Annotated in this window: 21 protein-coding genes; 14 read left to right on the top strand and 7 right to left on the bottom strand. The window is 50.1% G+C overall.

Translation table 11 applies throughout. From position 1 onward, the window contains the following. Positions 1-6 precede the first annotated feature (6 nt). On the bottom strand, positions 7-2,205 hold the full coding sequence (locus tag KWJ01_RS24895; RefSeq protein WP_224999845.1) for a prolyl oligopeptidase family protein: 2,199 nt from the start codon (positions 2,203-2,205) through the stop codon (positions 7-9). A 95-nt stretch (positions 2,206-2,300) separates the two neighbouring features. On the opposite strand from KWJ01_RS24895, the gene KWJ01_RS24900 reads away from it, so the two are divergent. From KWJ01_RS24900 to hemB, 3 genes are all read left to right on the top strand, one after another. Further along, complete coding sequence (locus tag KWJ01_RS24900; protein ID WP_224999846.1) at positions 2,301-3,542, top strand: hypothetical protein; 1,242 nt, start codon at positions 2,301-2,303, stop codon at positions 3,540-3,542. Positions 3,543-3,609: 67 nt separating this feature from the next. Further along, positions 3,610-4,482: a hypothetical protein gene (locus tag KWJ01_RS24905; RefSeq protein WP_224999847.1), complete on the top strand. Its 873-nt coding sequence runs from the start codon at positions 3,610-3,612 to the stop codon at positions 4,480-4,482. A 119-nt stretch (positions 4,483-4,601) separates the two neighbouring features. Continuing rightward, positions 4,602-5,591, top strand: coding sequence for a porphobilinogen synthase (gene hemB, locus KWJ01_RS24910; RefSeq protein WP_224999848.1), 990 nt, complete (start codon positions 4,602-4,604; stop codon positions 5,589-5,591). 20 nt (positions 5,592-5,611) lie between these two features. On the opposite strand, the gene KWJ01_RS28110 is transcribed toward hemB, so the two are convergent. After that, entirely contained in the window at positions 5,612-5,734 is a 123-nt protein-coding gene (locus KWJ01_RS28110) for a hypothetical protein (protein WP_255651208.1), read from the bottom strand. A 368-nt stretch (positions 5,735-6,102) separates the two neighbouring features. Between KWJ01_RS28110 and KWJ01_RS24915 the strand changes: the two genes are divergently transcribed. Together KWJ01_RS24915 and KWJ01_RS24920 are read left to right on the top strand one after the other, a co-directional pair. After that, positions 6,103-6,687, top strand: a complete 585-nt coding sequence (locus KWJ01_RS24915) for a hypothetical protein (protein WP_224999849.1) — start codon at positions 6,103-6,105, stop codon at positions 6,685-6,687. Positions 6,688-7,101: 414 nt separating this feature from the next. Beyond that, complete coding sequence (locus KWJ01_RS24920; protein ID WP_224999850.1) at positions 7,102-7,692, top strand: hypothetical protein; 591 nt, start codon at positions 7,102-7,104, stop codon at positions 7,690-7,692. Between the two features lie 137 nt (positions 7,693-7,829). Here KWJ01_RS24920 and KWJ01_RS24925 read toward each other — a convergent pair whose 3' ends face one another. Continuing rightward, a complete protein-coding gene (locus KWJ01_RS24925) occupies positions 7,830-8,222 on the bottom strand; it encodes a DUF4259 domain-containing protein (RefSeq protein ID WP_224999851.1) in 393 nt (130 codons plus the stop codon). A 114-nt stretch (positions 8,223-8,336) separates the two neighbouring features. Here KWJ01_RS24925 and KWJ01_RS24930 point away from each other — a divergent pair, with 114 nt between their 5' ends. From KWJ01_RS24930 to KWJ01_RS24940, 3 genes are all read left to right on the top strand, one after another. Continuing rightward, on the top strand, positions 8,337-9,563 hold the full coding sequence (locus KWJ01_RS24930; protein WP_224999852.1) for an exonuclease subunit SbcD: 1,227 nt from the start codon (positions 8,337-8,339) through the stop codon (positions 9,561-9,563). Positions 9,564-9,685: 122 nt separating this feature from the next. Continuing rightward, entirely contained in the window at positions 9,686-12,772 is a 3,087-nt protein-coding gene (locus KWJ01_RS24935) for an AAA family ATPase (protein WP_224999853.1), read from the top strand. A gap of 372 nt (positions 12,773-13,144) precedes the next feature. Further along, entirely contained in the window at positions 13,145-14,797 is a 1,653-nt protein-coding gene (locus KWJ01_RS24940; protein ID WP_224999854.1) for a glycosyltransferase family 39 protein, read from the top strand. 46 nt (positions 14,798-14,843) lie between these two features. On the opposite strand, the gene KWJ01_RS24945 is transcribed toward KWJ01_RS24940, so the two are convergent. Together KWJ01_RS24945 and gpmI are read right to left on the bottom strand one after the other, a co-directional pair. Further along, positions 14,844-15,419 carry a hypothetical protein gene (locus KWJ01_RS24945; RefSeq protein ID WP_224999855.1) on the bottom strand — a complete coding sequence of 192 codons (576 nt, stop codon included), beginning with the start codon at positions 15,417-15,419 and terminating at the stop codon, positions 14,844-14,846. Next, the gene (gene gpmI / locus KWJ01_RS24950; protein ID WP_224999856.1) at positions 15,416-16,942 is read right to left on the bottom strand and encodes a 2,3-bisphosphoglycerate-independent phosphoglycerate mutase; all 1,527 of its coding nucleotides are present in this window, start codon (positions 16,940-16,942) and stop codon (positions 15,416-15,418) included. The genes KWJ01_RS24945 and gpmI overlap by 4 nt, the downstream gene beginning before the upstream one ends. Positions 16,943-17,152: 210 nt before the next feature. On the opposite strand from gpmI, the gene KWJ01_RS24955 reads away from it, so the two are divergent. From KWJ01_RS24955 to KWJ01_RS24970, 4 genes are all read left to right on the top strand, one after another. After that, the gene (locus KWJ01_RS24955; RefSeq protein ID WP_224999857.1) at positions 17,153-17,545 is read left to right on the top strand and encodes a DUF4783 domain-containing protein; all 393 of its coding nucleotides are present in this window, start codon (positions 17,153-17,155) and stop codon (positions 17,543-17,545) included. A 106-nt stretch (positions 17,546-17,651) separates the two neighbouring features. Next, entirely contained in the window at positions 17,652-18,509 is an 858-nt protein-coding gene (gene nadC, locus KWJ01_RS24960; RefSeq protein WP_224999858.1) for a carboxylating nicotinate-nucleotide diphosphorylase, read from the top strand. 119 nt (positions 18,510-18,628) lie between these two features. Continuing rightward, positions 18,629-19,129, top strand: a complete 501-nt coding sequence (locus tag KWJ01_RS24965) for a hypothetical protein (RefSeq protein ID WP_224999859.1) — start codon at positions 18,629-18,631, stop codon at positions 19,127-19,129. Positions 19,130-19,182: 53 nt separating this feature from the next. Continuing rightward, on the top strand, positions 19,183-20,064 hold the full coding sequence (locus KWJ01_RS24970; protein WP_224999860.1) for a hypothetical protein: 882 nt from the start codon (positions 19,183-19,185) through the stop codon (positions 20,062-20,064). Here KWJ01_RS24970 and KWJ01_RS24975 read toward each other — a convergent pair. Beyond that, positions 19,947-21,302, bottom strand: a complete 1,356-nt coding sequence (locus tag KWJ01_RS24975; protein ID WP_224999861.1) for an MFS transporter — start codon at positions 21,300-21,302, stop codon at positions 19,947-19,949. The two genes, KWJ01_RS24970 and KWJ01_RS24975, sit on opposite strands and share 118 nt — an antisense overlap. An 18-nt stretch (positions 21,303-21,320) precedes the next feature. On the opposite strand from KWJ01_RS24975, the gene KWJ01_RS24980 reads away from it, so the two are divergent. Beyond that, positions 21,321-21,818 carry a regulatory protein RecX gene (locus tag KWJ01_RS24980; RefSeq protein ID WP_224999862.1) on the top strand — a complete coding sequence of 166 codons (498 nt, stop codon included), beginning with the start codon at positions 21,321-21,323 and terminating at the stop codon, positions 21,816-21,818. A gap of 248 nt (positions 21,819-22,066) precedes the next feature. Here KWJ01_RS24980 and KWJ01_RS24985 read toward each other — a convergent pair whose 3' ends face one another. Next, entirely contained in the window at positions 22,067-22,723 is a 657-nt protein-coding gene (locus tag KWJ01_RS24985) for a DUF4230 domain-containing protein (protein WP_224999863.1), read from the bottom strand. A 385-nt stretch (positions 22,724-23,108) separates the two neighbouring features. Between KWJ01_RS24985 and KWJ01_RS24990 the strand changes: the two genes are divergently transcribed. Next, positions 23,109-24,656, top strand: coding sequence for an aldehyde dehydrogenase family protein (locus KWJ01_RS24990; protein WP_224999864.1), 1,548 nt, complete (start codon positions 23,109-23,111; stop codon positions 24,654-24,656). The last annotated feature ends 75 nt before the right edge of the window (positions 24,657-24,731 follow it).

The raw sequence follows: 24,731 nt of genomic DNA on the forward strand, positions 1-24,731 counted from the left end.
CAGTAATTATTTCATCTGCACGTTTTTGCTTTGCAGCTGGTCAAAATCTGGCGTAAAGTTCATATTGTACCAGGTAAAGGCATAGCGGTCGGCCCACTCTTCTATTTGCTTGGCCGTTGGCTTACCGGCCCCGTGGCCTGCCTTGGTTTCAATGCGGATCAGGTACGGGTTGCCCGGAGCAGCTTTTTCCTGCAGGGTGCTGATGAACTTAAAGCTGTGCGCCGGCACTACGCGGTCGTCGTGATCGGCGGTGGTTACCAGGGTAGCCGGGTATACCACACCTTCTTTTACATTGTGCAGGGGCGAGTAGCCCAGCAGGTAGCGGAACATCTCTTCGCTATCTTCTGAGCTGCCATACTCTACCGCCCAGGCCCAGCCAATGGTAAACTTATGGTAGCGGAGCATATCCAGCACCCCTACCGCAGGCAGTGCTACCTGGAACAGGTCGGGGCGCTGAGTCATAACCGCACCTACCAGCAGACCACCGTTAGAGCCTCCGCTTACCGACAGCCTCTCCTTGCCGGTATATTTTTCACTGATCAGGTATTCGGCAGCAGCAATAAAGTCGTCGAACACATTTTGCTTGTTTAGCTTCATGCCACCCTCGTGCCAGGCCTGTCCGTACTCACCACCACCCCGGATGCTGGGCTGCGCATAGATGCCGCCCTGCTCCAGCCACGCCAGGCGTGCCACGCTAAAGGCAGGACGCATGCTGATGTCGAAACCGCCATAGCTGTACAGGTAGGTAGGATTGGTGCCATCCAGCTTCAGGCCTTTTTTGTGCACAATAAACATAGGTACTTTTGTGCCATCCTTGCTGGTGTAGAATACCTGCCTGGTTTCGTACTTGGTAAAGTCAAAATCCAGCTTTGGCGCCTCAAACAGGGTGCTCTCTCCCGTCTGGATGTTGTATTTATAAATGGTGCCGGGGCTTGTAAAGGAGGTAAAGGTATAGTATAGCTCCTTGTCTTCCGGCTTGGCATCAAAACCACTGGCGGTACCAATATCGGGCAGTTGCAGTTCGCGCTCCTGCTTGCCCTGCTTACTATACTGGTACACTTTGCTGGCTGCATCCTGCATATAGGTTACAAAAAGCTTACCTCCGGCCGTTTCCACACTTTCCAGTAAACGATCTGTTTCCGGAATTACATCTATCCAGTTTTGTGGTTGTGGCATGCTCAGGTCTACCCGCACCAGGCGTTTATTGGGCGCATTCAGCGTAGTGAGCAGCAGCAGGCTGTTACCATCGGCATCCACTACATTATGGTCTTTTTTGAAATCTTCTACCACCGTTACAAACCCACTGTTGGGCTTGCTAAGATCTTTTACCAGCAGGTTATTGCCGCTGGTACCTTCAGATCCGTTGATGATCAGGAATCGCTCATCATCGGTGGTTTGCGCGTAAAAATTACGAAGGGGGTGCTGCTTATCTTCATACACCAGCTTATCCTGGCTCTGCGGGGTACCCAGCTTATGATAGTACACTTTATGGTATTCATTTTTGCCTTTCAGGGCATCGCCTTCCTTGGGAGCATCATAGGCACTGTAATAAAAACCATCGCCGGCCCAGCTCATGCCCGAAAATTTCACCCAACGCACTTCATCTTCCAGCTGCTTCTGGCTCGCAGCATCCATTACACGAACTGTTTGCCAGTCGGAGCCCGATTCGGCCACTGAGTAGGCCACATACTTGCCGTCTTTAGAAAAGCTTATACTTCCCAGGGCTACGGTACCATCTTCGCTCCAGGTGTTGGGGTCAAGAAATACCTGCCCCTCCTGGCCGGGCTGGTCCATGCGGTAGAGCACGTACTGGTTTTGCAGGCCGTTGTTGCGGTAAACGTACCAGGCATTGCCTTCGCGTGAGGGCGCTCCGGTCTTGGGGTAGTTCCAGATCTCGGTGAGCCTGTCTTTGATCTCATCCCGGTAAGGAATAAGATCCAGGTAGGTTTCTGTTACCAGATTCTGGGCCTTTACCCATGCTTCTGTTTCTGCAGAGCGGTCGTCCTCCAGCCAGCGGTAAGGATCGGCCACCTGCTGCCCAAAGTAGGTGTCTGTGGTATCAACCTTTTGGGTAACGGGATACTGGGGTGTTTGCATTTCTGAACTTCCATTAGCGCCCTGCCCTACCTCTGTGGTGGCAGGTGTAGAGGTACAAGCAGCCAGCAGTCCTATCGCTGCCGCACCGTACACAATTGTTCTCTTCATATAGCAGTAAATTTTTAACAAATTAACAAAGACTTACACCAGCGCAAAAGATTCTGCAGGATAGTGTATTCTTGTAACGAATACTAACAGACATTATGCGCGTTTTATTCCTGCTCCTCCTCTTTGCATCAACATTTGCCTCTGCTCAGCAGCTGCCCCTCTGGCGGCCTGGCCTGGGCTATACTCCAGATTTGAGCCCACAGGCCTACAAAGCATTTGAACAGTGGGGAAAGCTGGCTTTCCGCTCCAACCTTACCGAAGATGAAAAAAGGGAGCTGGAAGCCATCAACCTCAGATACACCTTTGATGAATCGATGGAAAGCCTTGAGCATATAGAGGGTGTTGCCTGCAGCTGGTATTGTGGCGGTGGCCCTTATGCCATCACGGCATCCTCTGCACTGAAACCCCAGGGCCGCAACAGCTACGAGGCAGAAAAAGCCCACGACCTCAGCTTTACAGGTGCCTGGGTGGAGGGTGTGCATGGCAATGGCTTTGGCGAATGGCTCGAATACCGCTTTGCCGCCGGCAGCCCCCGTATTACCGAAATAAAAATCTACAACGGCTACGTAAAAAATGAAAAGGCCTGGCAGGAAAACGGACGTGTAAGAACCCTGAAGCTCTTTGTAAATGACAAACCCACTGCCCTGCTGAAGCTCGAAGACAGCCGCGCCGAACAAAGCTTTAAACTGCCCGAACCCTGGGGGCGCTCACCCCAGCAACCGGAAATGGTGCTGCGCTTCGAGATTGTAGATGTGTACAAGGGAAGTAAATACGAAGACACCGCCCTTACAGAGATCTTTTTCGATGGCCTTGATGTGCACTGCTTTGTAAAAGGATCGCTGGTAAGCATGGCCGATGGTAGCTTCAGGCCAATAGAACAGCTGCGCGAGGGCGATATGGTACTCTCTTACAACCAGAGTACAGAAGAAACAGAGCCAGCCGAAATACTGGGCACGGCCATGGCCACCCACTGCAAACTGCTGCGTTTAAATTTTGATAACGGCACTTCCATTACTACCACACCAGACCACCCCTTTCTGCTGTCGTATGGCAAATGGGCTTCTTTCGACCCGGCTAAGTCGCGCCTGTATACAGGCTATGAGGGCGTTTTCAGAAAAATTGAAGGCGGCGATATATTCAATCATATTGGCTACCCCAGTGAACATAGCCTGGTGCGGCTGGTGAGGATTGAAGAACTGCATGCCCCCCAGCCTACCTACACCATTACCAGGCTATCTGGCCAGAACCAGAGCTTTATTGTAAACGGACTGGTAGTTGGCACCGAAGAACTGGAGGTAGATACCCACTATAGCCAATCTCCGCAACTGGCGGAGTAAGGTTATTAGTAGCGTAGTGCCAGTATTGGCATCGTAATGCCAGTTCCGGAGTAATCAGCACAGGTAAATGCAATCTGTTTCAGAAAAAGCATTACCGGGAGGGAAAGCGTATACGCAAGCCGGCAGCGGAGCCTTTGCAGAACTTCGTCTTGGGCAGGGCGCAATGTTTAAGGGCTGGCCAACGCATTTACCTCTTCCTGCACAACAAATGGAAAAAATAAAGCTCATGCAGCGGATTTTACTGGCCATTGGCATGCTTGTAAGCGGCACCCAATTATGCATTGCCCAGCAGGCTGCTGAACTGAAAAGCGTAGCCAGCCAATCCTTTGCACCGCAAAAACAGGAGGCGGCCCGGCAGCTGCAGTTTACCCTAAGCCTGCAGCCCGGCTACAACACAACAGACAAGGTAGTAAACCTGCATAATTTTGAAGTGGCGGCAGGCTGGAGCAGGCGGCCCAACCGGCTCATGGAAATTGGATTGAACAACATTAGCCTGAATACCAGAAAAACTTATTTCTACAATAGCCAGCCTCTTGCAACCCCAACAGTAACCACAAACCGTTCGCTTGGGCTTAATGTAGCTTATTATGTTTTCTTCAGGCATGATAATGCCCGTTTCAAGCCCTACGTAAGTGCAGGCTGGGCTACACAGCTAAGTCAGTATAAAAACAATCCCGGTATCCGTACATCTTTTCCCTCTGAAGCGCTGCACTGGTATAACAGTTTACTCCTAAGCCCTGGCATACGCTACCAATTCTCGGGCCTGTTCTTGAAGCTGGAAGCACCTCTTACGGCTATTCACTTAGATTCCAGTTATCAAAGAGTGCAGAATCCAGCCATTCCCATCAGGAGTCAGGAGCAATACAAGCTTGCGGCAAGCTACTTTCCCTTCGGCATCATACCCCTGGAGATAGGCATAGGGTACCGCCTTGCCAGATAGTAAGCCTACATTCTCACTGTAGAACTGCCACTGGCATAGCTGCTTTTTTTGTACCTTTGCCGAACTAATTTAAGTACCCTTAAGTACTAATTAAAGGTACAACAAGAACAACTCAAGCTATGCTATACCGCCCACGTCGCAATAGAAAATCGGCTGCTATACGCGCCATGGTTGAGGAAACCCAGGTGCATACCCGCAATCTTATTTACCCGCTCTTTGTTATTGATGGTAAAAACCTGCAGGTAGAGGTGGCCTCCATGCCTGGCCAATACCGCCGTTCTCCAGACCTGCTCCTGAAAGAAATAGAAGAATGCCTCAAGCTGGGCATTACCACCTTCGACCTGTTCCCGGCTTTTCCGGATGAAAAGAAAGACAAAGAAGCCAGCCTTAGCTACAATCCGGAGAACTTTTACCTGCAGGCGATCAGCAGGGTAAAAAAAGAATTACCTGAGGCCTGCCTGATGAGTGATGTAGCCCTGGACCCTTACAATTCCGACGGGCACGACGGCCTGGTTCGCGGCGGTAAGATCCTGAACGACGAAACCCTGGAAGTGCTGGCAAAAATGGCTGTAGCCCAGGCAGAGGCCGGCATCGACATCATTGGGCCCTCAGATATGATGGATGGCCGCGTGGAGTACCTGCGCAATGCCCTGGATGCGCGGGGCTTTACTGACGTAAGCATCATGAGCTACACCGCCAAGTATGCCAGCGCCTTCTACAATCCTTTCCGCGATGCGCTGGATAGCGCACCCCGCGAAGGTGAAGGCATCCCCACCAATAAAAAAACCTACCAGATGAACCCGGCCAACAGCCGCGAAGCACTGCTGGAGGCAGATCTGGATGCCGCCGAAGGAGCCGACTTCCTGATGGTAAAGCCTGCACTGGCCTACCTCGATATTATTAAGCTACTAAAAGACAATTACAACCTGCCTATTGCTGCCTATAATGTAAGTGGTGAATATGCTATGGTGAAAGCAGCAGCCGAGCGTGGCTGGCTCAACGGCGAAGCCATCATGCTGGAAACTCTCCTAAGCATAAAAAGGGCCGGTGCCGATATTATCCTTACCTATTTTGCAAAAGAATTTGCCAAGCTTCAGGCAAACCGGTAGGCCCGCACAGGCATTTGATCCTATAGTTTGATTCTCAAAGGCAGCCAGCTAAAAGGGCTGCCTTTTTTCTTCCACTCCCTGGCCCGCATCAAACGCTTTGTTTTACCAGCATGAATAACAAAAATCAAATCAACTACTTTCACGTTAATGATGCTCTTTAACAGGAGATTTCTCCTGAACGGGATGGATATAAGTAAAGCGATAGCTCTTTAATCGCCTGCTCCTGTGTAACCTAAAGCATGACTTTTGTCATTTTTCCACTTATACCGGCCAGATACAGCCAAATATCACCTCACAGCTTAAGCTAAAATTTAATTTATTATGTGGCAAGCACCCGGGCCAGCACTGACTTTCAGGAACTTAAATAGATGTCTAAACACAAATGGGCAGGAAATCCCGGCTGGAATGGTAACATTACCCAATGTGTAATAATACACCATTTTCTGATTTTCTACAGCTTCAGTCTTTCTCTAAGTTTGCATCAACCCTTAACAAATTAAAAAAACAGAAAATGAAAAAGTTCCTATTAGGTGTTTTAGGTGTATTTATGTTTGTAGGAGCATCTTATGCTCAGGAATACAAACCATTTAAAATTGGTGTTGGCCTTGGTTATGCCATCCCTGGTGGTGAAGGTGCCGGAGGAGGAATCCTGATTTATGGTGAACCAATGTATCGTATCAATGATGCAATTGCCGTTGGTTTAAGACTGGAGTCAGCGCTTGTAGTAAGAGGTTTATCTTCAACTGAAGATAGCTATTCCGGCGATATTGCAGGTATCTCTTCTTATACTCTTAGTGGTCAGTACTACTTCAGCAATGGTGGCTTCAGACCATTAGCAGGTCTGGGTCTTGGCCTTTACTCACTTTCTGCAGTAACACTGGAAAGCACAGGTGATTCTGGTGCTGGCGCAAGCACTACTTTTGGCTTCTATCCACGTGTTGGTTTCGATGCTGGTCACTTCAACCTCCTGCTTGAGTATAACCTGATTCCTGCTACCGAACTCGAATCAACTTCAGGTGCAGATCCAATCAAGGTTAAAAACAGCTACTTTGCTATCAAAGCTGGTGTTTCTATCCTGGGTGGCAGAAAAAAATAATAACAGTACTACATTCAGTAGCACAACAGTTATAACATACACAAGCCCCGGGCCTTACAAAGGTCCGGGGCTTTTTTTATTCAAGGTCACGCTTTATGGAGTATTTACTGGCACAGGATCCAGACAAAGCCGCTTACAATCTTTCACTCAACCACTTACACAAAAAGATCTAACAACACCTATTGGATTTTGGAAGCTTGTTGTATACCTTTAATAAATTATTGACATTATCCTATACCTCCTCATAATATTACTCCCTGTACAGGAGTAGACAGATGAGTGGCTTTCTCTGATTTGTTGTTTTTGGACCAGACGCAGGCACTGGTGGCTTTAATCCGCCACTGCTTTTAGCCGCGGCCATTTGCAGTAACCATCAAAAAGCATCCTTAACAAATTTACTTCAACCAAAAAAAGATGAAAAAGCTGTTACTAAGTGTGTTAGGTTTGTTCCTGTTTATTGGAGCATCTTATGCCCAGGAGTACAAACCATTTAAGATCGGCCTAGGTCTTGGCTATGCCATACCCGGGGGAGAAGGCGCAGGAGGAGGAATCCTTATTTATGGTGAACCAATGTATCGCATCAATGATGCAATTGCCGTTGGTTTAAGAGTGGAAGGAGCAATTGTTGTAAGAGGCTATTCTGAAACTAATGTAGATGACTACTCACTTGATGCTGCAGCTATTGGTTCTTACACCCTTAGCGGTCAGTACTATTTCAGCAATGCAACCTTCAGGCCTCTGGTAGGGGCTGGCTTTGGCATCTACTCGCTGGCCGCGGTTTCAGTTGAAAATGGCGATGATACCGGAGCCGGAGAAAGTACTACTTTTGGATTTTATCCCCGTGTAGGCTTTGATGCCGGGCACTTTAACTTCATGATTGAGTACAATATTGTACCCAACACCAAAATTGAATCAACAACTCTCGGCGGGGAGTCTGTAACCGTTAAAAACAGCTATCTTTCCATTAAAGCAGGTGCCTCTATCCTGGGTGGCAGAAGAAAATAATAGCTGCACCACATTTAGCAGCATAACTATCAAACATGCAAAAGCCCCGATCTTCACCAGATCAGGGCTTATTTATGGATCGGGAATTGATTTCTTATCCTTTGAAACTGCCGCTAAAGCCTTTAGCCCTCAGCAGCTTATTTCAACCTAGTTTTTAGATCGCGCATGGCCGCCACCCACTCTTCGGTATCAGGCCTGTTTAGCCAGCGGTCGCGCAGGTCGGAGTCTACAAGAATAATATCAATAGCGCTGTTGGCTTTGGAAACCAGCTCCTCTACATCATCCTCATCAAAACGTTCAGTCTTTTTTATAAATTCTGCCTCCAGGCCATCGGAGGGATTTCCATAGGCCGCCGCTACAACCTCTGCAGCTGCCAGGGCTTCCTGGCAAAGGCGCGCATCGGGATGACTGGAGCTTAACAGCTCATCCAGGGTACCTTCTACAAAGCCAATATTTCCCAATCCGCGCCATTCCTCCAGCCAACGTTCTGCCGGGGCAGTTTCTAATGTATATTTATCTGAACTAGCCATAAAAAATAATTTTTTGCCAAACCTAATGTTCTATACGCAAGTTTAAAAACGCCTGAGGATTTTTTGCTCATTTTTTTAGTAATTTACAGACCTGATAGCAGAGGGAAGGAGATTATGAAGATACTGCATACCGCCGACTGGCACCTGGGAAAGCGCCTGCAAACCTACAGCCGGCTGGAAGAACAACGGGAAGTGATGGACGAGATCTGCCGCATTGCAGATGAGCAGGAGGTAGATGTAGTACTCATAGCCGGCGACCTGTATGATACCTTTAGCCCACCCAACGAAGCCATAGAGCTTTTTTACAAAAGCCTGCACCGCCTGGCCAAAGGAGGTAAACGCGCCGTTATTGGCATTGCCGGCAACCACGACTCCCCCGACCGTATCAATGCCCCCGACCCACTGGCCCGCGCCTGCGGCATTATTTTATGCGGACGCCCGCTCTGCGAAATAAAAGACTGTAAAATGGAAGCCGGCATGGAGCTGCTGCGCTCAGAGCCAGGCTTTGCAGAGATCCGCATACCGGGCTATGAGTACCCGCTGCGCCTGCTCCTTACCCCTTATGCCAACGAAGCTACGCTGCGCCAGTACCTGGGCGAAGAGGAGCGCGAAGAAGAGCTGCGCCGCCTCCTGCAGGAGCACTGGCAGCACCTGGCCAATACCTACTGCGATGATAAGGGTGTAAACATGCTCATGACCCACCTTTTCGTTACCGATCAGGATAACCCAACCGAGGAAGAAGAAGGCGATGGCGAACGCCCCATCCTGCACATGGGCGGCGCCCAGGCCATTTATACCCAAAACATGCCTTCGCAGCTGCAATACGTAGCCCTGGGGCACCTGCACCGCTACCAGGTGGTAAGCAAAACACCCTGCCCGGTGGTGTACAGCAGCAGCCCGCTGGCCTACAGCTTTAGCGAAGCTAACCAGCCTAAATTTATAATTCTGCTGGATGCTGAGCCCGGCAAACCAGTGCAAATGAAACCTATTCGCCTGCAAAGCGGCCGCAGCCTGCACCGCAAGCGCTTCGAGGAGCTGGACGAAGCCATTGGCTGGCTGCAGGAAAATCCCAACACCTTTGTGGAGCTCACCATGGTATGCGATCAGTACCTGGATGCCAAAATCCGCAAAGCACTCACCAAAGCCCATGATGGTATCGTAAACATCATTCCCGAGCCTCGCCCAAGGGAAGGTGAAGAAAAAAATTTTAAGAGTCAATACGCTGACCGTCAGCTAGATATGTCCGACCTCTTTAAGAATTACTTCAAATCTCGTAAGGGCCAGGAACCCAACGAAACCATGATGGCGTTATTCAGGGAAATACTGGATGATGAAGGTTAACTTTTAGCGCAACCATGGCAGATCAACAACAATGGATTAGGGGCAGGCCCATGCACCCGGGGCTTTAGTGCCTGTATGAATGGCCTGTACTAAATACCAAAACGCTATACCCAATACCAAACATGATTCCTCTCTCCCTCACCATAGAAGGCCTGTATTCTTACCGCAAGCGGCAGCACATCGATTTTGAGAAGCTTTCGTCAAACGGGTTGTTTGGCATTTTCGGACAGGTGGGCAGCGGTAAGTCTTCCATCCTGGAGGCCATTATGTTTGCCCTCTTCGATGATACAGAGCGGCTCAACCGCAGCGGCGACGATCGCTATTATAACATGCTGAACCTGCAGAGCCGGGAGTTCTACATTGAATTTATTTTTAAGGCCGGGCAGGAAAACGGTAAAAAATACAAGGCTGTTTGCAGTGCAAAAAGGAACAGCAAACCCGAAAAGTTTGAAGAGGTAAAGGTTGGCGACCGCCGCTACTATGAATGGCAGAATGGCGACTGGGCACCCCTGGAGAACCAGAAAGATGCCTCCTCCCTGCTGGCCATGGAGTACAAGCACTTCCGCCAGACGGTGATCATTCCCCAGGGCCGCTTCCGCGACTTTATTGACCAGACCAGCGGTGAGCGCACCAAAATGCTGAAAGAGCTCTTTCAGCTACACCAGTACGACCTGGCTCCCCAAACCGGCAGGCTGCAAAAGCAAACAGAAATGCAGCTGGAAAACCTGAAAGGCCAGCTCAAGAACATTGGCGAAATAAGTCCTGAAAAGCTCGTACAGCTGCAGCAGGAGGCACAGCAGGCCGACCTGCGGGTATCTACCCTGCACCACCAGCACCAGAAGCTGTACAGCCAGGAAAAAAATCATGATACCCTGCGCAAGCTCTGGGAGCAGCTCGACCAGCTGGAGCACCACCTCAAAGGTCTGGAGCTGGAAAAGGATAAATGGCAGCAACGCAGCCAGCGCCTGGATACTTACCGAAAGGCCTACACCTATTTTTCGGAGCGCCTGCGCCAGCAGGATAACCTGGGCAGGGAACTGCAGCAAAAGCAGGCAGCACTGCAAAAACTGAATACCGATGCTGCCGCAGCACAAAAACAGCTGCAGGAGGCTGAAGAAGCTTACCAGCAAAGCAAAGAAAAGTGGGATAAACGCGACGACATAAAAGCCAGCTGTGATGACCTGGAGCGCATTCTGCTCATCAAGCAAAAAGAAGAGCAGCTACACCGCAAACAGCAGCAGGCCGAACAGGCACAGCAGCGGGCTAAAGCGGCCGAAGCAGCCGTAAAAGCCCTGGAGGCCCAGGTTAAAGAAGCAGAAAAGCAGCTGCATGAGCTGGAAGACAAAGCCCATGACGGCAGCCGCCTTACCGAAGCCCACCAGTGGCACAGGCGTTGCCAGGAGCTGCAGCAGGAACTGAAAAAGGAAGAAGATGGCTGCAAAGAGCTGCTGCAAACCCTGCAGGACTTTGCCCATAACCGCCGTAAGCTTATTAATGGCTACGAGTTTCTGCTGCCCGACAATAACTGGGAGTTGGTATTCAACAATCTGTCTGCAAAACACCAGGAGCTTGACAAAAAGCATCAGCAGCTGCTACAACATAAAGAAAGCCTGGCCGTACAGCAGGAGCTTTCCCGATTTGCCCAGCAGCTGCAGACAGGTGGCAGTTGTCCGCTATGCGGCTCCGATAACCATCCAAAGCCCCTGCAAATCCAGCATATGCAGGAAGCACTAAAGAAGTGTGAAGACGATTTAAGAAAGCACCTGCACGAGAGCCAGCAGATGAAAGTGCTGGAGGAACATCTTAAGCAGTTACGCCTGAAGCACGAGCTCCAGCAGCAGACTTATGAGCACAGGCAAACGCAGCTTCAGACCATTAAAAGCCGTTTTGAGCAGCACCAGGCAGGTTTTGACTGGCCAGAATACCAGGAGCACAACCTGGAGAAACTTGAGCAGCTGCTGAAAGAAACCCGCCAGCATCAGCACAAGCTGCAGGAGGCCCGTCAGCTTGTGCGCAGCCAGCGCCAGAAGCTGGAGAAGCAGCAGGCGGAGTGCGAAACACTTCGGGCAGCCACTCAAAATGCCGAAAAGGAATGGGATCGCCTGCAGGCAGAGCAAAACACCCTTACCTCGCAGCTAAAGGAAGAGCGGCTCTCCTGGCTGAAGTTTGATCTCCCTAAACTGCAGGGAAGCCTGCAGAAAGGCCGGCAGCAGCTAAAGGATGCGGTAGAAGGCTTTGAAAAGGCCCAGCTGCAGCGCCAGCAGGCCGAGCAGCGCCATAACCAGCTGCAGGGCGAGCTAAAAGCACAGCAGGCACATGCAAGGCAGCTGCAGCAAAAAACCGAAGAGCTGCAGCAGGAGCTGGAGCAGCTTTGCCGCGAAAAAGGCTTTATAAGCCTGGAAACCATCAAAGAAATTCTGCGCCAGTCGCTGGACCAGGATCGGGAGCAGGAACAGATCGATAACTACTACCACCAGCTAAACACCACCACCAGCACCCTGGAGCAGCTTAAGCTGCAGACCAATGGCCTGGTGTACGATGCTGCAGCCCACCGCGAGCTACAGCAGGAGCTTGATGTGCTGGAAAAAGAACTGGAGCAGGCACGCAAGGAAAAAATTGAGAAGGAGCGTGAGGCCGATGAGATGCAGAAGCAGCTGGATAAGCAGGCCGAGCTGCTGAAAAAAGCAGATGCCCTGGATGAACGCCTGCAAAACCTGAAGGAGCTGGCGGGCCTTTTCCGCAGCAGCGGCTTTGTAGACTTTGTGTCTACCATGCACCTGCAGGACCTTTGCCGCTCTGCCAACGAGCGCTTCTTCAAACTCACCAGCAACAACCTGAGCCTGGAGCTAAACGACGGCAACAATTTTATTGTGCGCGACCACCTGAACGGCGGCAAAACACGCTTGCTTAAAACCCTAAGCGGCGGCCAGAGCTTTCAGGCAGCGCTTTGCCTTGCTCTTGCCATGGCCGAGAACGTGAAGAGCCTCAACGGAGCCGACCAGAGCTTCTTCTTCCTGGATGAAGGCTTTGGCTCACTGGATAAAGAAAGCCTGCGCATTGTATTCGATACGCTAAAGTCGCTGCGCCAGGAGAATCGTATTGTGGGTATCATCTCGCACGTAGAAGAACTGCAGCAGGAAATAGACCTTTACCTCAATGTGAAGAACGACGAGGAGCATGGCAGCCTAGTGGTGTGTAGTTGGGAGTAGCCTTCTGCCCATCACAGCCTTAGAATTACATTACCTGAACCTGATCAGCCGGCGTTTCCATGCCGGCTTTTTTTTTGCTGAACAGAGTAGCAGTACTCCTCCCACTGATCACCGCAGATCAAATATATATCACTGTCTGTGAGCAACTTAGTTTACAAATCACTAAATTGTATAAAACGGATATTTTTTAGGCCTTTACCAAATTTTTATGATCCTATACCCCCTCCAGCTATGCTACCCCACCCCCTATTTAATAGCAAGTTGTATCCTGTCGGTACCTTTCTATTAGTCATCATCGCCACAGGGCTGGTTTTTTTCAGCTCCCGAAAACAGTCTTTAACCATTGACGAGCCCAACCATTTATACTGCGGCATGGAATGGCTGCAGGAAGCAAGTTATACTGCCTGGCCTGAAAATCCACCGCTGGCACGTGTGTTCATAGCACTGGGGCCATACTTGAATGGACATAACATCAGCCCACCCCTTAAGGGGAAGCAGACAACAATGACAGATTACTTCTTTGCATCCTACGACATGAAATATTTTGAAATGGGTGCTATTGAAGAACAGTTAGGCTGGATGCGCCTCTTTGTATTACCCCTGTTTCTCCTGTCTGTAGGAATTGTGTGGTACTGGGCCAGAGCATTGGGCGGAAACAAGGCAGCATTTCTGGCAGTAGGCATGTATGCCTTGCTCCCTCCCATCCTGGCTCACAGCGGTCTGGCCACTACCGATATAGGATTTGCTGCATTCTTCACCCTCTCTATTTTCAGTTTTGCCCGCTGGTTAAACAAACCTACCTTCCGCAGGGCATGTATGTTTGGAATAAGCATGGCCGCTGCCTTGCTAAGCAAATACTCAGCCCTGGCATTTTTTCCGCCAGCTGCACTGCTAATGCTGGTGCTCTTTAGATTCTACGGACTAGCGCAAACAGGCTTATCCGGGCGTATATGGGGATTGAAGGCACTAAAAAGCGCTGCTGCAGGCATAGTTGCTGCATTTTTATCTGTGTGGGCATTCTTTGGTTTTTCTACAGGCACGCTTGGCAACGAGCCAACCATACAGGCCGCTATTCAGGAGGGTGCTATCTCTGCCGCCTATGGAAATCTGTGGCTGCCGGCGCCTGAATGGTTTGCCGGCCTGGCCTTGCTCATGCTCCACAACCAACAGGGACACCTGGCCTATATTGCCGGAGAAGTATCTGTAGAAGGTTTCTGGTACTTTTATTCGATAACTACCCTTGTTAAAACACCCCTGCCTTTTTTACTGCTTCTCCTGGCAGGGGCTACAGGTGCCTGCCTCCGCCTAGATGGCCCAAGAAACTGGGAGGCGATGGCACTCTCGCTGTTGCCTTTCATTATTATTCTGGGAGGCTTAACCAGCAACATTAACATTGGCATCAGGCACATCCTCATCATTTATCCTTTAGGAGCCATAGGCGCCTCAATAGGTCTCATAAGGCTGCTCGGGCATGTAATGGAACGATCCCGTGCACGCTGGAAAAAAGCTGTGCCCCTTACCCTGGTACTCTGGCAACTTACTATTGCTGCAACAGCTTATCCTGCCTACCTCTCCTACTTTAATCCTATTGCAGGAGAGGAACCAGGCGAACTACTAATTGATAGCGATCTGGACTGGGGACAGGGCATGTTTGAACTGGCAGAATATTGCCGGGAGAACAAGATAGAATCGTTAAGCCTCTCCTACTTTGGCCTGGGCCAGGACTGCTGGTATGGACTACCCCCGATAAAAACGCTGTCGCCTGATTCAGTAGCAGAAGGTTGGGTAGCCATTAGCGAGGTGGCCTACAGAGGCGTATGGGGAGGAATGGCTACACCCGCCGAAACCTGTAATTCGCTTTCTTTCAGACCCATCATCAATGATAAGCTACAAGCCAACACAGGGTTTCGCTGGCTCGACAAGTACCCCCTAAAGGCAAAACTGGCCGGCTCTATCCGTTTGTATTATGTAGGCAACAAAGAACCGCAGCAGGCACCCCTGGAGCTTAAGGGAACAGCAAGATAGTATGAGATATATCTACTGAACCTGGTTCCGCAGCGTTCAACAGCACTTAATAGATAAAGCGCCCTTCTATGCTGTACTCCACCCTATCCTTAAAAATCATTTTCTGGATACCTTCAATGCTGTAGGTTTGGGGGAGTTGCTGCTCATTGAGGCTGAGTACCAGCTTTCGGGTGCTGTTGTAGAGGTAGTTTCTATCGCTGAACAGGGCTTCCAGCCGTTGCACCTGTCCTGCCAGGCGGTACACCTCCAGGTAGTTTACCCGCAGGTCGTCGGGCTCATCGGCCTGGTAACGGGTAACTTCCAGGCCCTCTTTTTGGGCAACAGTTTTAATGTAGCGGCCGCTTAACACAGGCCTGTTGATGTTCATTTCGTTGAACAACTGCAGCTCCTGCTCCAGACTGTCTTCGGTAAGGCTTACTGTGTCTACCTCCTCGCTGCCTCCGTACACCACTGTTTTAACAAGCCGTGCCCTGTTTGCTGCCAATACATCTATTTGCTGCACCAGCAGGCTATCTACATTGTAGTATTCCCTAATAGACTGGCTGGGGCCTTCCGTACCACGGTCGGCCTCAGCACAGCTCATCAGGCTTATCAGGCTTAGCAAATAGCTAATCCACTTCATGCTTCTATCAGTACATTGCCGGTCATGTCGGCGGGTTGAGGAACCTGCATTAGTTGCAGAATTGTAGGGGCCACATCACCCAGTTTGCCATTTTTAAGCCTGGCGCCCTGTGGTCCGCCCAGCATAATAAAGGGCACCAGGTTGGTGGTGTGGGCCGTATTGGGGCTGCCATCTTCATTGATCATGAAATCGGCATTGCCGTGGTCGGCCAGCATCAGTATCGTGTAGCCATTGGCCAATGCTGTTTCTGCTACGGCTCGGGCACATTCATCTACCACTTCGCAGGCTTTAACAGCAGCCTCAAACACACCGGTATGGCCCACCATATCGGGGTTGGCAAAGTTAAGGCAAACAAAATCAGGAGCACCTTTCTGTAGCTCGGGTATAATGCTGTCGCGAATTTCGTAGGCACTCATTTCCGGCTTCAGGTCGTAGGTAGCCACTTTAGGCGATGGGCACAGCAGGCGGCTCTCACCCTCGAACTGAACCTCACGGCCACCGCTGAAGAAGAAGGTTACGTGCGGGTATTTTTCGGTTTCGGCAATACGGATCTGGGTTTTACCATTGCGGCTAAGTACCTCCCCCAGGGTGTTCTGCAGCTTATCTTTCTCAAAAACAACGCCTACGTTCCGGAAGGTCTCGTCGTAATTGGTGAGTGTTACATAGTGCAGCGCAAGTTTGTACATGTTCTGCTCGGGAAAATCTTCCTGAGTAAGTGCCTGGGTTATCTGACGGCCACGGTCGGTGCGGAAATTAAAGCAGATCACCACATCGCCATTCTCTATCTTTGCCAGTGGCTGGCCCTGCTCATCTGTATGGATGACCGGCATGATAAACTCATCGGTTACACCTTCGGCATAAGACTGCTGCAGCGATTCCAGTATATTCCGGGAAGGCTTACCTTCGCCGTGCACCATGGCATCGTAGGCTATTTTAACACGCTCCCAGCGACGGTCGCGGTCCATGGCATAATAACGGCCAATTACGGTTGCTATTTTAGCGCCTGTTGTCTGGGCGTGCTGCTGCAGGTCCTGCAGGAAGCCGGCGCCGCTCTTAGGGTCGGTATCGCGGCCATCGGTAAAGGCATGCACATACACCTGTGGTACATTTGCCTCCTGTGCCAGCGATAGCAGGCCTTTCAGGTGTTCAATGTGGGAGTGTACACCGCCATCAGACACCAAACCAATAAAATGTAGTTTCTTGCCGGTTTGCTTTGCATTCACAAAAGCTCCCTGCAGTACACTGTTATGTTTTAATTCACCATCCTGTAGTGCCTTCGTTACCTTTGCCAGGTCCTGGTATACCACCCGGCCGGCACCCAGGTTCATGTGGCCAACCTCCGAATTACCCATTTGCCCTTCGGGTAAACCTACCGCCAAACCACTTGCCTCCAACTTACTGTGCGGGTACTTCGTATATAAACTATCGATGAAGGGTGTATTTGCTTTGTCGATAGCAGAAACCGCTGCATTTTGTGCAAGGCCCCACCCATCCAGTATCATGAGAATTACTTTGTTGTTCATGTTTAAGGTTGTTAGCTGAACAAAACTAGCTATTATTAGGGTAATAGGGAAAAATAGTCCCATTTTTAAACATGGAGCATCATAAAGGAAGGTTTTGATTTATCGCCAAACTTAGCAGCAGAACAAATTAATGCTTATTTTGGCATAATTTTAGCAGTATAAACTGCGGATTGACAGGAGAAGACAGAGATGTACAAAAAAATACTTTTGATGTTGGTATTGGTAGCCCTTGCAGGCATGCTGGCAATAGCAAATACCGTACAAACAACGCCAAGTGTAATGAACGGGGTGCGCGATGCAATTAAAGCAGGCAACTCCCGGGAGCTTACCCGCCATTTTAATGATATGGTGGAGCTTACCATACTTGATAAATCAGGTAATTACACCAAGGAGCAGGCTACCTTTGTGCTGAAGGAGTTTTTTGATAAAAACCCGCCCAGCAGTTTTAGCTTTATCCACCAGGGTGCCTCCGGCGATGGTACCCAATATGCCATTGGCCGCTATGCTTATGGATCGGGCAGCTCCTACCGCATATTTATGCTGGTAAAAAAGGGAGAGGCTAATACCTATAAGGTAAAGCTGCTGAACATAGCCGAAGAATAAGAAATTTAGGTTTGGAAGGTTAATAATAGTGGAAAACATACTTTCCAGACAAACATAAGAGCCCGGGCGCTGCTATTTATTGCAGCGCCTTTTTTATTTTTGCGCCGTGAATCTCAGTTACATAACCGAACAGAGCCTCTCCGACTTTATTTCTGCCGCTTTGCTGGAAGATGTAGGTCCGGGAGATTACTCTACCCTTGCCTCGGTGCCGGCCGATGCCCAAAACCGCGCGCGCCTGCTCATCAAAGATGAGGGTATACTAGCCGGTGTGGAAATGGCGCTGCACATTTTTCGCCAGGTAGACCCCCGGCTGCAGGTAAAGGTACTGCTGAAAGACGGCAGCCCCGTGAAAAAGGGCGATATTGGCCTTGAGGTAAGCGGCAGTGCCCGCAGCATTCTTACCGCCGAACGGCTGGTGCTTAACTGCATGCAGCGCATGAGTGGCATTGCCACCATTACCCGGCGCATGGTAAAGCTAATTGAGGGCACCGGCGCTAAACTGCTCGATACCCGAAAAACCACACCCAACTTTCGCATGGCCGAGAAGTGGGCCGTAGTGATCGGCGGTGGCTACAACCACCGCTATGGCCTCTACGATATGGTAATGCTCAAAGACAACCATACCGATTTTGCAGGCGGCATCCGGCAGGCAATTGAGAGCACTAATAAATTTCTGGCAGAACAGGGGCTTTCACTGAAAATAGAAGTAGAAACCCGCAGCCTTCAGGAGGTACAACAGGTGCTGGAAACAGGCGGCGTTCACCGGATCATGCTCGATAACATGAGCCCGGAGGTAATGGGGCAGGCCGTTCAGCTCATCGGTAAACGCTTCGAAACAGAGGCCTCTGGCGGTATTAAAGAAAGTACCATCCGGGCCGTGGCTGAAAGTGGCGTTGACTATATCTCTGTGGGTGCCCTCACCCACTCTGCCCAGCCACTGGATATCAGCCTTAAAGCATTTTAGGGGTATGGGTTTAGGTATGAGGTGGGGGTTCATGCCGCTGCAGATCCTCCATCAGCACATTGATACAAACTGCCCTTCCAAATTAGCACATTAAACAATTAGTATATTAGCACATTAACATGATCGTTAAGACCAAAAAATACAAGCTCGAAACCAAGACCTACATCGGGCTTGCCATGAAAAATATTTTACGTGAGCAGTGGTGGGTATTCCTGATTGCCCTGGCTATTATGGCCATGTACTTTGTGATTCCCAGCATCTGGTGGATCATCGGTGCCCTTATTGCCCTGGTGCTCTACATTCTTTTCTGGCTCATTCAGTTTGCCGGCGTAACCCAGCTGGAGCAGAACAAAATTTTATTTGATAAGCTAAGCTACGAGATCACCAGCCAGCAGGTACTCATCAAGGTTAATCCCCGCCAGGGCATGCCCCTGAACTGGAACATGATCAAAAAAGCCAGTATTGAAAATGAGGCTATCAACCTTTTTGTATCAAAAGCACAAATCATACACCTGCCTTTCCGCATCTTCAATACTGATAATGAGCGTAAGTTTGTAGAAACGATCATGAGAAGAAAAGGACTGATCAAAGAAAAAGAAGCAGAAAAGGCCGTTAAGTAATCTTTTTCAGCAGCTGTGGGAACCAGTTCTGCCCCGTCCGGTGTAAGGATAAAATGCAGAACTGGAGAATAATGATTGGGTTTGTGCTGCTGATGGTTCTGGCATGCCCGCCCGCTTACAGTCAAAATAGATATACCCATTTTCCCTGGACATACGATCGTAATGTATCTGCCGGCATTGGTGCCGAGGGTACAACTTTTACATTCCTGGGAAGGGTACGCCCCGATACGGCCAGTATTTATTCGGCCTTTGCCATACCGGTAAATCCCATTCGTGGCGCCATTGGTGGTTATTATAACAGGCATACCACCAACGGCAAGCACGTAACGGACTTTGGACTTGGCTATAACATAGTGCTTCGTTTTACCGAAACAGCTAACCTGCGCCTGGGTGTGCAGCGCAACTGGCACCAGGTAACAGATGTGGCTTCTGCCAGTGATATCTGGGATAGCAAAGCGCCCACTACCTACAACACTACTGACTTTTCGGCCCTGCTCCGGCGCGATCATTTAGTGACGGGTGTTTCTATGGAAAACGCCCTGGAGAAGGGAAACCGGCAGTACAACATATTACTGGGCTTCAGAGAGCTGGAGACCTACAGCTGGCTCCGCTCCTCTCCCTTTATGATGATGCAGATCAGGGAAGGAAGGGAAGTGCCTGAGTTCAGGTTTAACTATACTGTTACCGTGCTGAATACACTTGTAATGGGAAGCAGTGTGTACAAGAACAGCTACTACAGCTGGGGCGCCAATGCCGGCATTAAGCTGTTCCGTTCGGTATGGCTTGCCGCCGGTGCCGATTTTAAAGAGTTTAATACTCAGCCAGATGCCCTGGAGCTTGGGTTACGGTTTAACTTTGGCAGGGGCCGTGTACGCTCTGCCGCCGAAGAGGCCGAACTGCCCCCGGTATTATCCAAAGAAGGTTTAAGGTACTGAAGCACCAGCAACACCAGGGCAATGAGTATAAACAGGGCCATAATGCTGTAGGCCCAGGCAATATTGGAGCCCCGGTTAAAGAACGCACTGCTGAAGAGCAGTATAAAACCTACCCGCATTAGTATGTTTGCCATGCTGAAAACAGAGTTGGTGCGGCCTATAATGTTGTTGGGAATATGCTCGAAAAGGTAAGCAACGCGCAGCACCCGTATTCCGGCATTGGAAAAGCCTATAAGCAGGCCCGCCCCCAGGAATATAACCACAGAGCGGGTAAGCGCCAGCACACCCATCGAGACTATTGCCAGCAACATTAACAGCATAACGGCTTTAACTACCTCTCCGCTCCTGAAGAGCCAGCGTACACCCAGGCCTGCAGAAAGGGCTCCTATGGCATACAGCACCTCCATGGTGCCCAGTACCTCCCCTCCCTGCTGCAGGTGGTTGGTAATGTATATAGGCGCCACGGCGTGCAGCTCTACCAGTACCACCACAAATACTGTGTAGGATAGCAGGCCAAACAACAAAATGGCCCTGTTCTGCTGTAAAAAGGTAATTCCCGTACGGATGCGCTTAAACACGCTTCCCACTTCTATTTCGAACTGGGTTTGCGGCACATAACGGATTAAGGCAATAAGGCAGGAAGAGATGAAATAAGTAGCCCCATCGAGGGCGAATATTTCCCAGATCGTCCAGCGTGGAATATGGATGGCAAGCGGAATTTCCTGCGAACCGAGGGTGAGGGTTTGCTGCCAGTTTACCCCTTCCAGCAGGAGCGCCGCCAGCAGGCCCGCCCCTACATTAGTACTCTGGCCCACAATCTCCAGCATGGAAGTAACCCGCTGGTAGTTGCCTTTTTTGGTAATTTCCTGTGCAAAGGCGTAAAGGTTGGGATAGTGGATCTGGTATCCGAAAATAGTAACGCCAAACACCAGCATTACCAGATACCAGGGGAGTGCCTGCTGCCAGAAGCCCAGCGCTGCAACAGCCAGCACAATTGTACCTTCTACCAGGTTAGTAGTTAAAAACACCCTTTTCCGCGGAAAGCGGTCTACCAGCGAACCTGCAAACAAGCCCCAGAAAAGGGTGCAGAAGGTAACAAAGGCATACATGAGGTTAAAGCGGCTGGAGAGGCTTTGCTGGGCAAAATACCAGGGTATGGCCAGCATGGACACGCCCTGTGCAAAACCAGAAATGCCATTGGCAGTAAAAAGTAAGGCTAATGCTTGTTTATTTTTCAAGATACCGTAGTTTCAAGTATGATGCGTAAAGGCCCTCCGGAACCACCCAAACCCCTGCACTATGCCGATGCAAAAGCAAAAGCAATGGCTTACTGCGCCTACCAGGAGCGCTCCCGCCAGCAGCTGCGCGATAAACTGGCCGAATGGGGCCAGGAACCCGAAGCCATAGAGCGCATGCTTACCGAGCTGGAGCAGGAGAACTTCTTTAACGAAGAACGCTTTGCCATCGCTTACGCCGGCAGCAAATTTAGGGTAAAGCACTGGGGCCGCTACAAAATTCTTCAGGGCCTCAAGCAACACCGGGTTCCGGATACCCTGCAGCAAAAAGCACTAAGGGAGATAGACCCCGAACAGTACTGGGAAGCCCTTTTAACTCTGCTGGATAAAAAAAGTAAATCCACCCACGACAAAGACCCCTACGCCAGAAAGAACAAGCTGGTTCGCTATGCCATCAGCAAAGGCTACGAACAAGACCTTGTTTGGGATGCATTAAAGGAGCTGGAGGGAGATGATTAATGCGAAGGTTCGCCCGGGAGGCTAAGCCGCTGCGACTAATTATTAATGTGTTGATATGTAAATTTGGAGGCCCGCAGAAATTTATTTGCTGCAGGTTAAACACTACTGCTGCCCCTGCAGACAGCGCATTTCGGCGCAGATATGAGGCGTAGGTGCCCGGTAGCACAGGCTCCGGGGAGGTGCAGGAAGGGGCACAGTGCAGGACTAAAAAAAACAGGTAAATTGCACCACCGCTCCCAATCAGCACGTTAACCTCTTCGCTGCTCTATCCTTGTATCTGGTGGAGGAAGCTGATCGAGAAAGATGATGCGTTTGCCAGATACCTTTTCCAGCAGCGGCCGCAGTACCTGTTCCGCATTTTCGCGGGTTTCCTTCAGTATGCCCGATTGCAGGGCAGCTGTGCGCATTTGCTGCTCAGCCTTTTTATAAGCCTGCTCCAGCAGCTTGCTGTCTTCCTTAAAATACACCTGCTTTTCAATAGAATATACCCGCGATTTTGAGAGGTCGAGCTTGTAGTAGCACAGCTCGGGCCTGGGCAGGTGCACCATAACGGTATCGCCGCTGATGATAACATCCTCTGCACTGATCTTTCTCAGATCAATACAGCCTGTGGCCTCTCCTACTGTAATCAGGGCCACTTTGCTGTCGGGCACATCAAAGATGCCCAGGTAGGGTGCATTCTTTTCGGTTAGCTCAACAATATCTTTAAAGCGGTAGCGCACCAGCTCCAGCCGGCCCATGCTTTCAATTTCCTGGAGCACGGTTTCGTGCCGCACTGTAGCAACAGACTCTTCTTTTTCGCGAAACCAGTTAAACCTGGTTTCCAGCAGCCACCAGGCAACTCCTAAAAAGATAAGCAAAGGCAGCCAACGCAAAAGCCACCGCAGAAAACGGACTAACATCATATTACTGTGTGTGACAGGCAGCTGGCATAAGACACCCAAAGTACAGTGGGGCTACACCTGCAGTACCTATCATAGTTTTAAAGTTTTTGTTTTATAGAGCATACGCGGCTTTTACACATCCGGATATAGGGCTACGCTTGCGGCAACGTCTTTTCCTGATTAAACCGCCGCTGTTTATTATTATACAATTCTAATACCAGATAGTTATAGCAAGCATAGTGCCACAAACAAAAACATAATAAAAGCAGGATCTGATCAGACAGAAAGTGTAGAAAAAGCCCTGTAGTTGTTGGGGTAATATCTGCAATTAGCTTTAAAAACTACAGGCAAAAGGTTCATGACTAAGCGCTAAATCTTTAACTTTACCCCTAAACCATTTTTTATTATGAGCCAGAGTAGCTTTGATCTGCAGCAAATACTGAAGCAATTTGGAATTGAGTCTCTGAACAAATCCACCTCCACCGGAGCCGAATGGTTTGGCGAGGGTGCTGAAAAAATCACCTCCTGGTCGCCGGTAGATGGTAAGGATATTGCCAGTGTACATGCCACCACAGATGAAGATTGGGAGCGTGCGATAAATCAGTCGCTGCAGGCATTTAACGAATGGCGCCTTTGGCCCTCGCCCAGGAGAGGCGAAGTGGTAAGGCAGTTTGGCGAATCGCTAAGACAATATAAAGAGCCGCTGGGCCAGCTGGTGAGCTACGAAATGGGCAAAAGCCTGCAGGAAGGCCTGGGCGAAGTGCAGGAAATGATCGATATCTGCGATTTTGCTGTAGGCCTAAGCCGGCAGCTGCACGGACTCACCATGCACTCCGAGCGCCCACAGCACCGCATGTACGAGCAGTACCACCCGCTGGGCATTGTTGGGGTTATCTCGGCCTTTAACTTTCCGGTAGCCGTGTGGAGCTGGAATGCCGCTCTGGCCTGGGTGTGCGGCGATTGCGTACTCTGGAAACCTTCTGAAAAAACACCTGTAACAGCCCTAGCCTGCCAGAAAATTATGGGCGAGGTGCTGAAGAAAAACAACGTACCCGAGGGTGTGTGTGTGCTGGTGCAGGGCGATTACCGCATTGGCGAAAAAATATCGCACGACAGGCGCATTCCGCTGGTGTCTGCCACAGGCTCTACCCGTATGGGCAAAAAAGTAGGCGAGGCAGTAGGTGCACGCCTGGGTAAATCCTTGCTGGAGCTGGGTGGTAACAATGCCATTATTATCTCGCAGGATGCAGACTTAAAAGTAGCCATACCGGCTGCACTTTTTGGCGCCGTGGGTACTGCCGGGCAGCGCTGTACCACCACCCGCCGACTAATCATACACGAAAGCATCTATGGAGAATTTAAGGAGCGTTTAACAAACGCCTATCAGCAGTTGCGGCTGGGCAACCCCCTCGACAGCAGGAACCACGTTGGCCCGCTTATTGACAAAGATGCAGTAAGCCAGTACCAGAACACCATAGAAAAAGTAAAAGCCGAAGGTGCAAAAACCGTAGTGGAAGGTGGTGTGCTGGAGGGTGCAGGCTATGAGAGCGGCTGCTATGTAAAGCCGGCCATTTTCGAGGTGGAACCCCACTACGAAATGGTGCAGCACGAAACGTTTGCCCCCATTTTGTACCTGATGAAATATAATACCATTCAGGAGGCAATTGCCATACAAAACGGTGTACCACAGGGATTATCATCTTCCATCATCACAAACAACCTGCGCGAAGCCGAGCTGTTTTTAAGCCATGCAGGTTCTGATTGCGGAATTGCCAACGTAAATATAGGTACCTCCGGGGCCGAAATCGGCGGCGCTTTTGGCGGCGAAAAAGAAACCGGCGGCGGGCGCGAATCGGGCTCCGATGCCTGGAAATTTTACATGCGCAGGCAGACCAACACCATTAACTATGGTTCTGACCTGCCGCTTGCACAAGGCATAAAGTTTGATTTGTAAACAAAATATGTCCGAAAACATTTTATAGGTGTTTATTTTAACGTACTATTAACCCAAACATTGGATAAATGGATG

The organism is Cesiribacter sp. SM1, assembly GCF_020178975.1.
Lineage (GTDB): Bacteria > Bacteroidota > Bacteroidia > Cytophagales > Cyclobacteriaceae > Cesiribacter.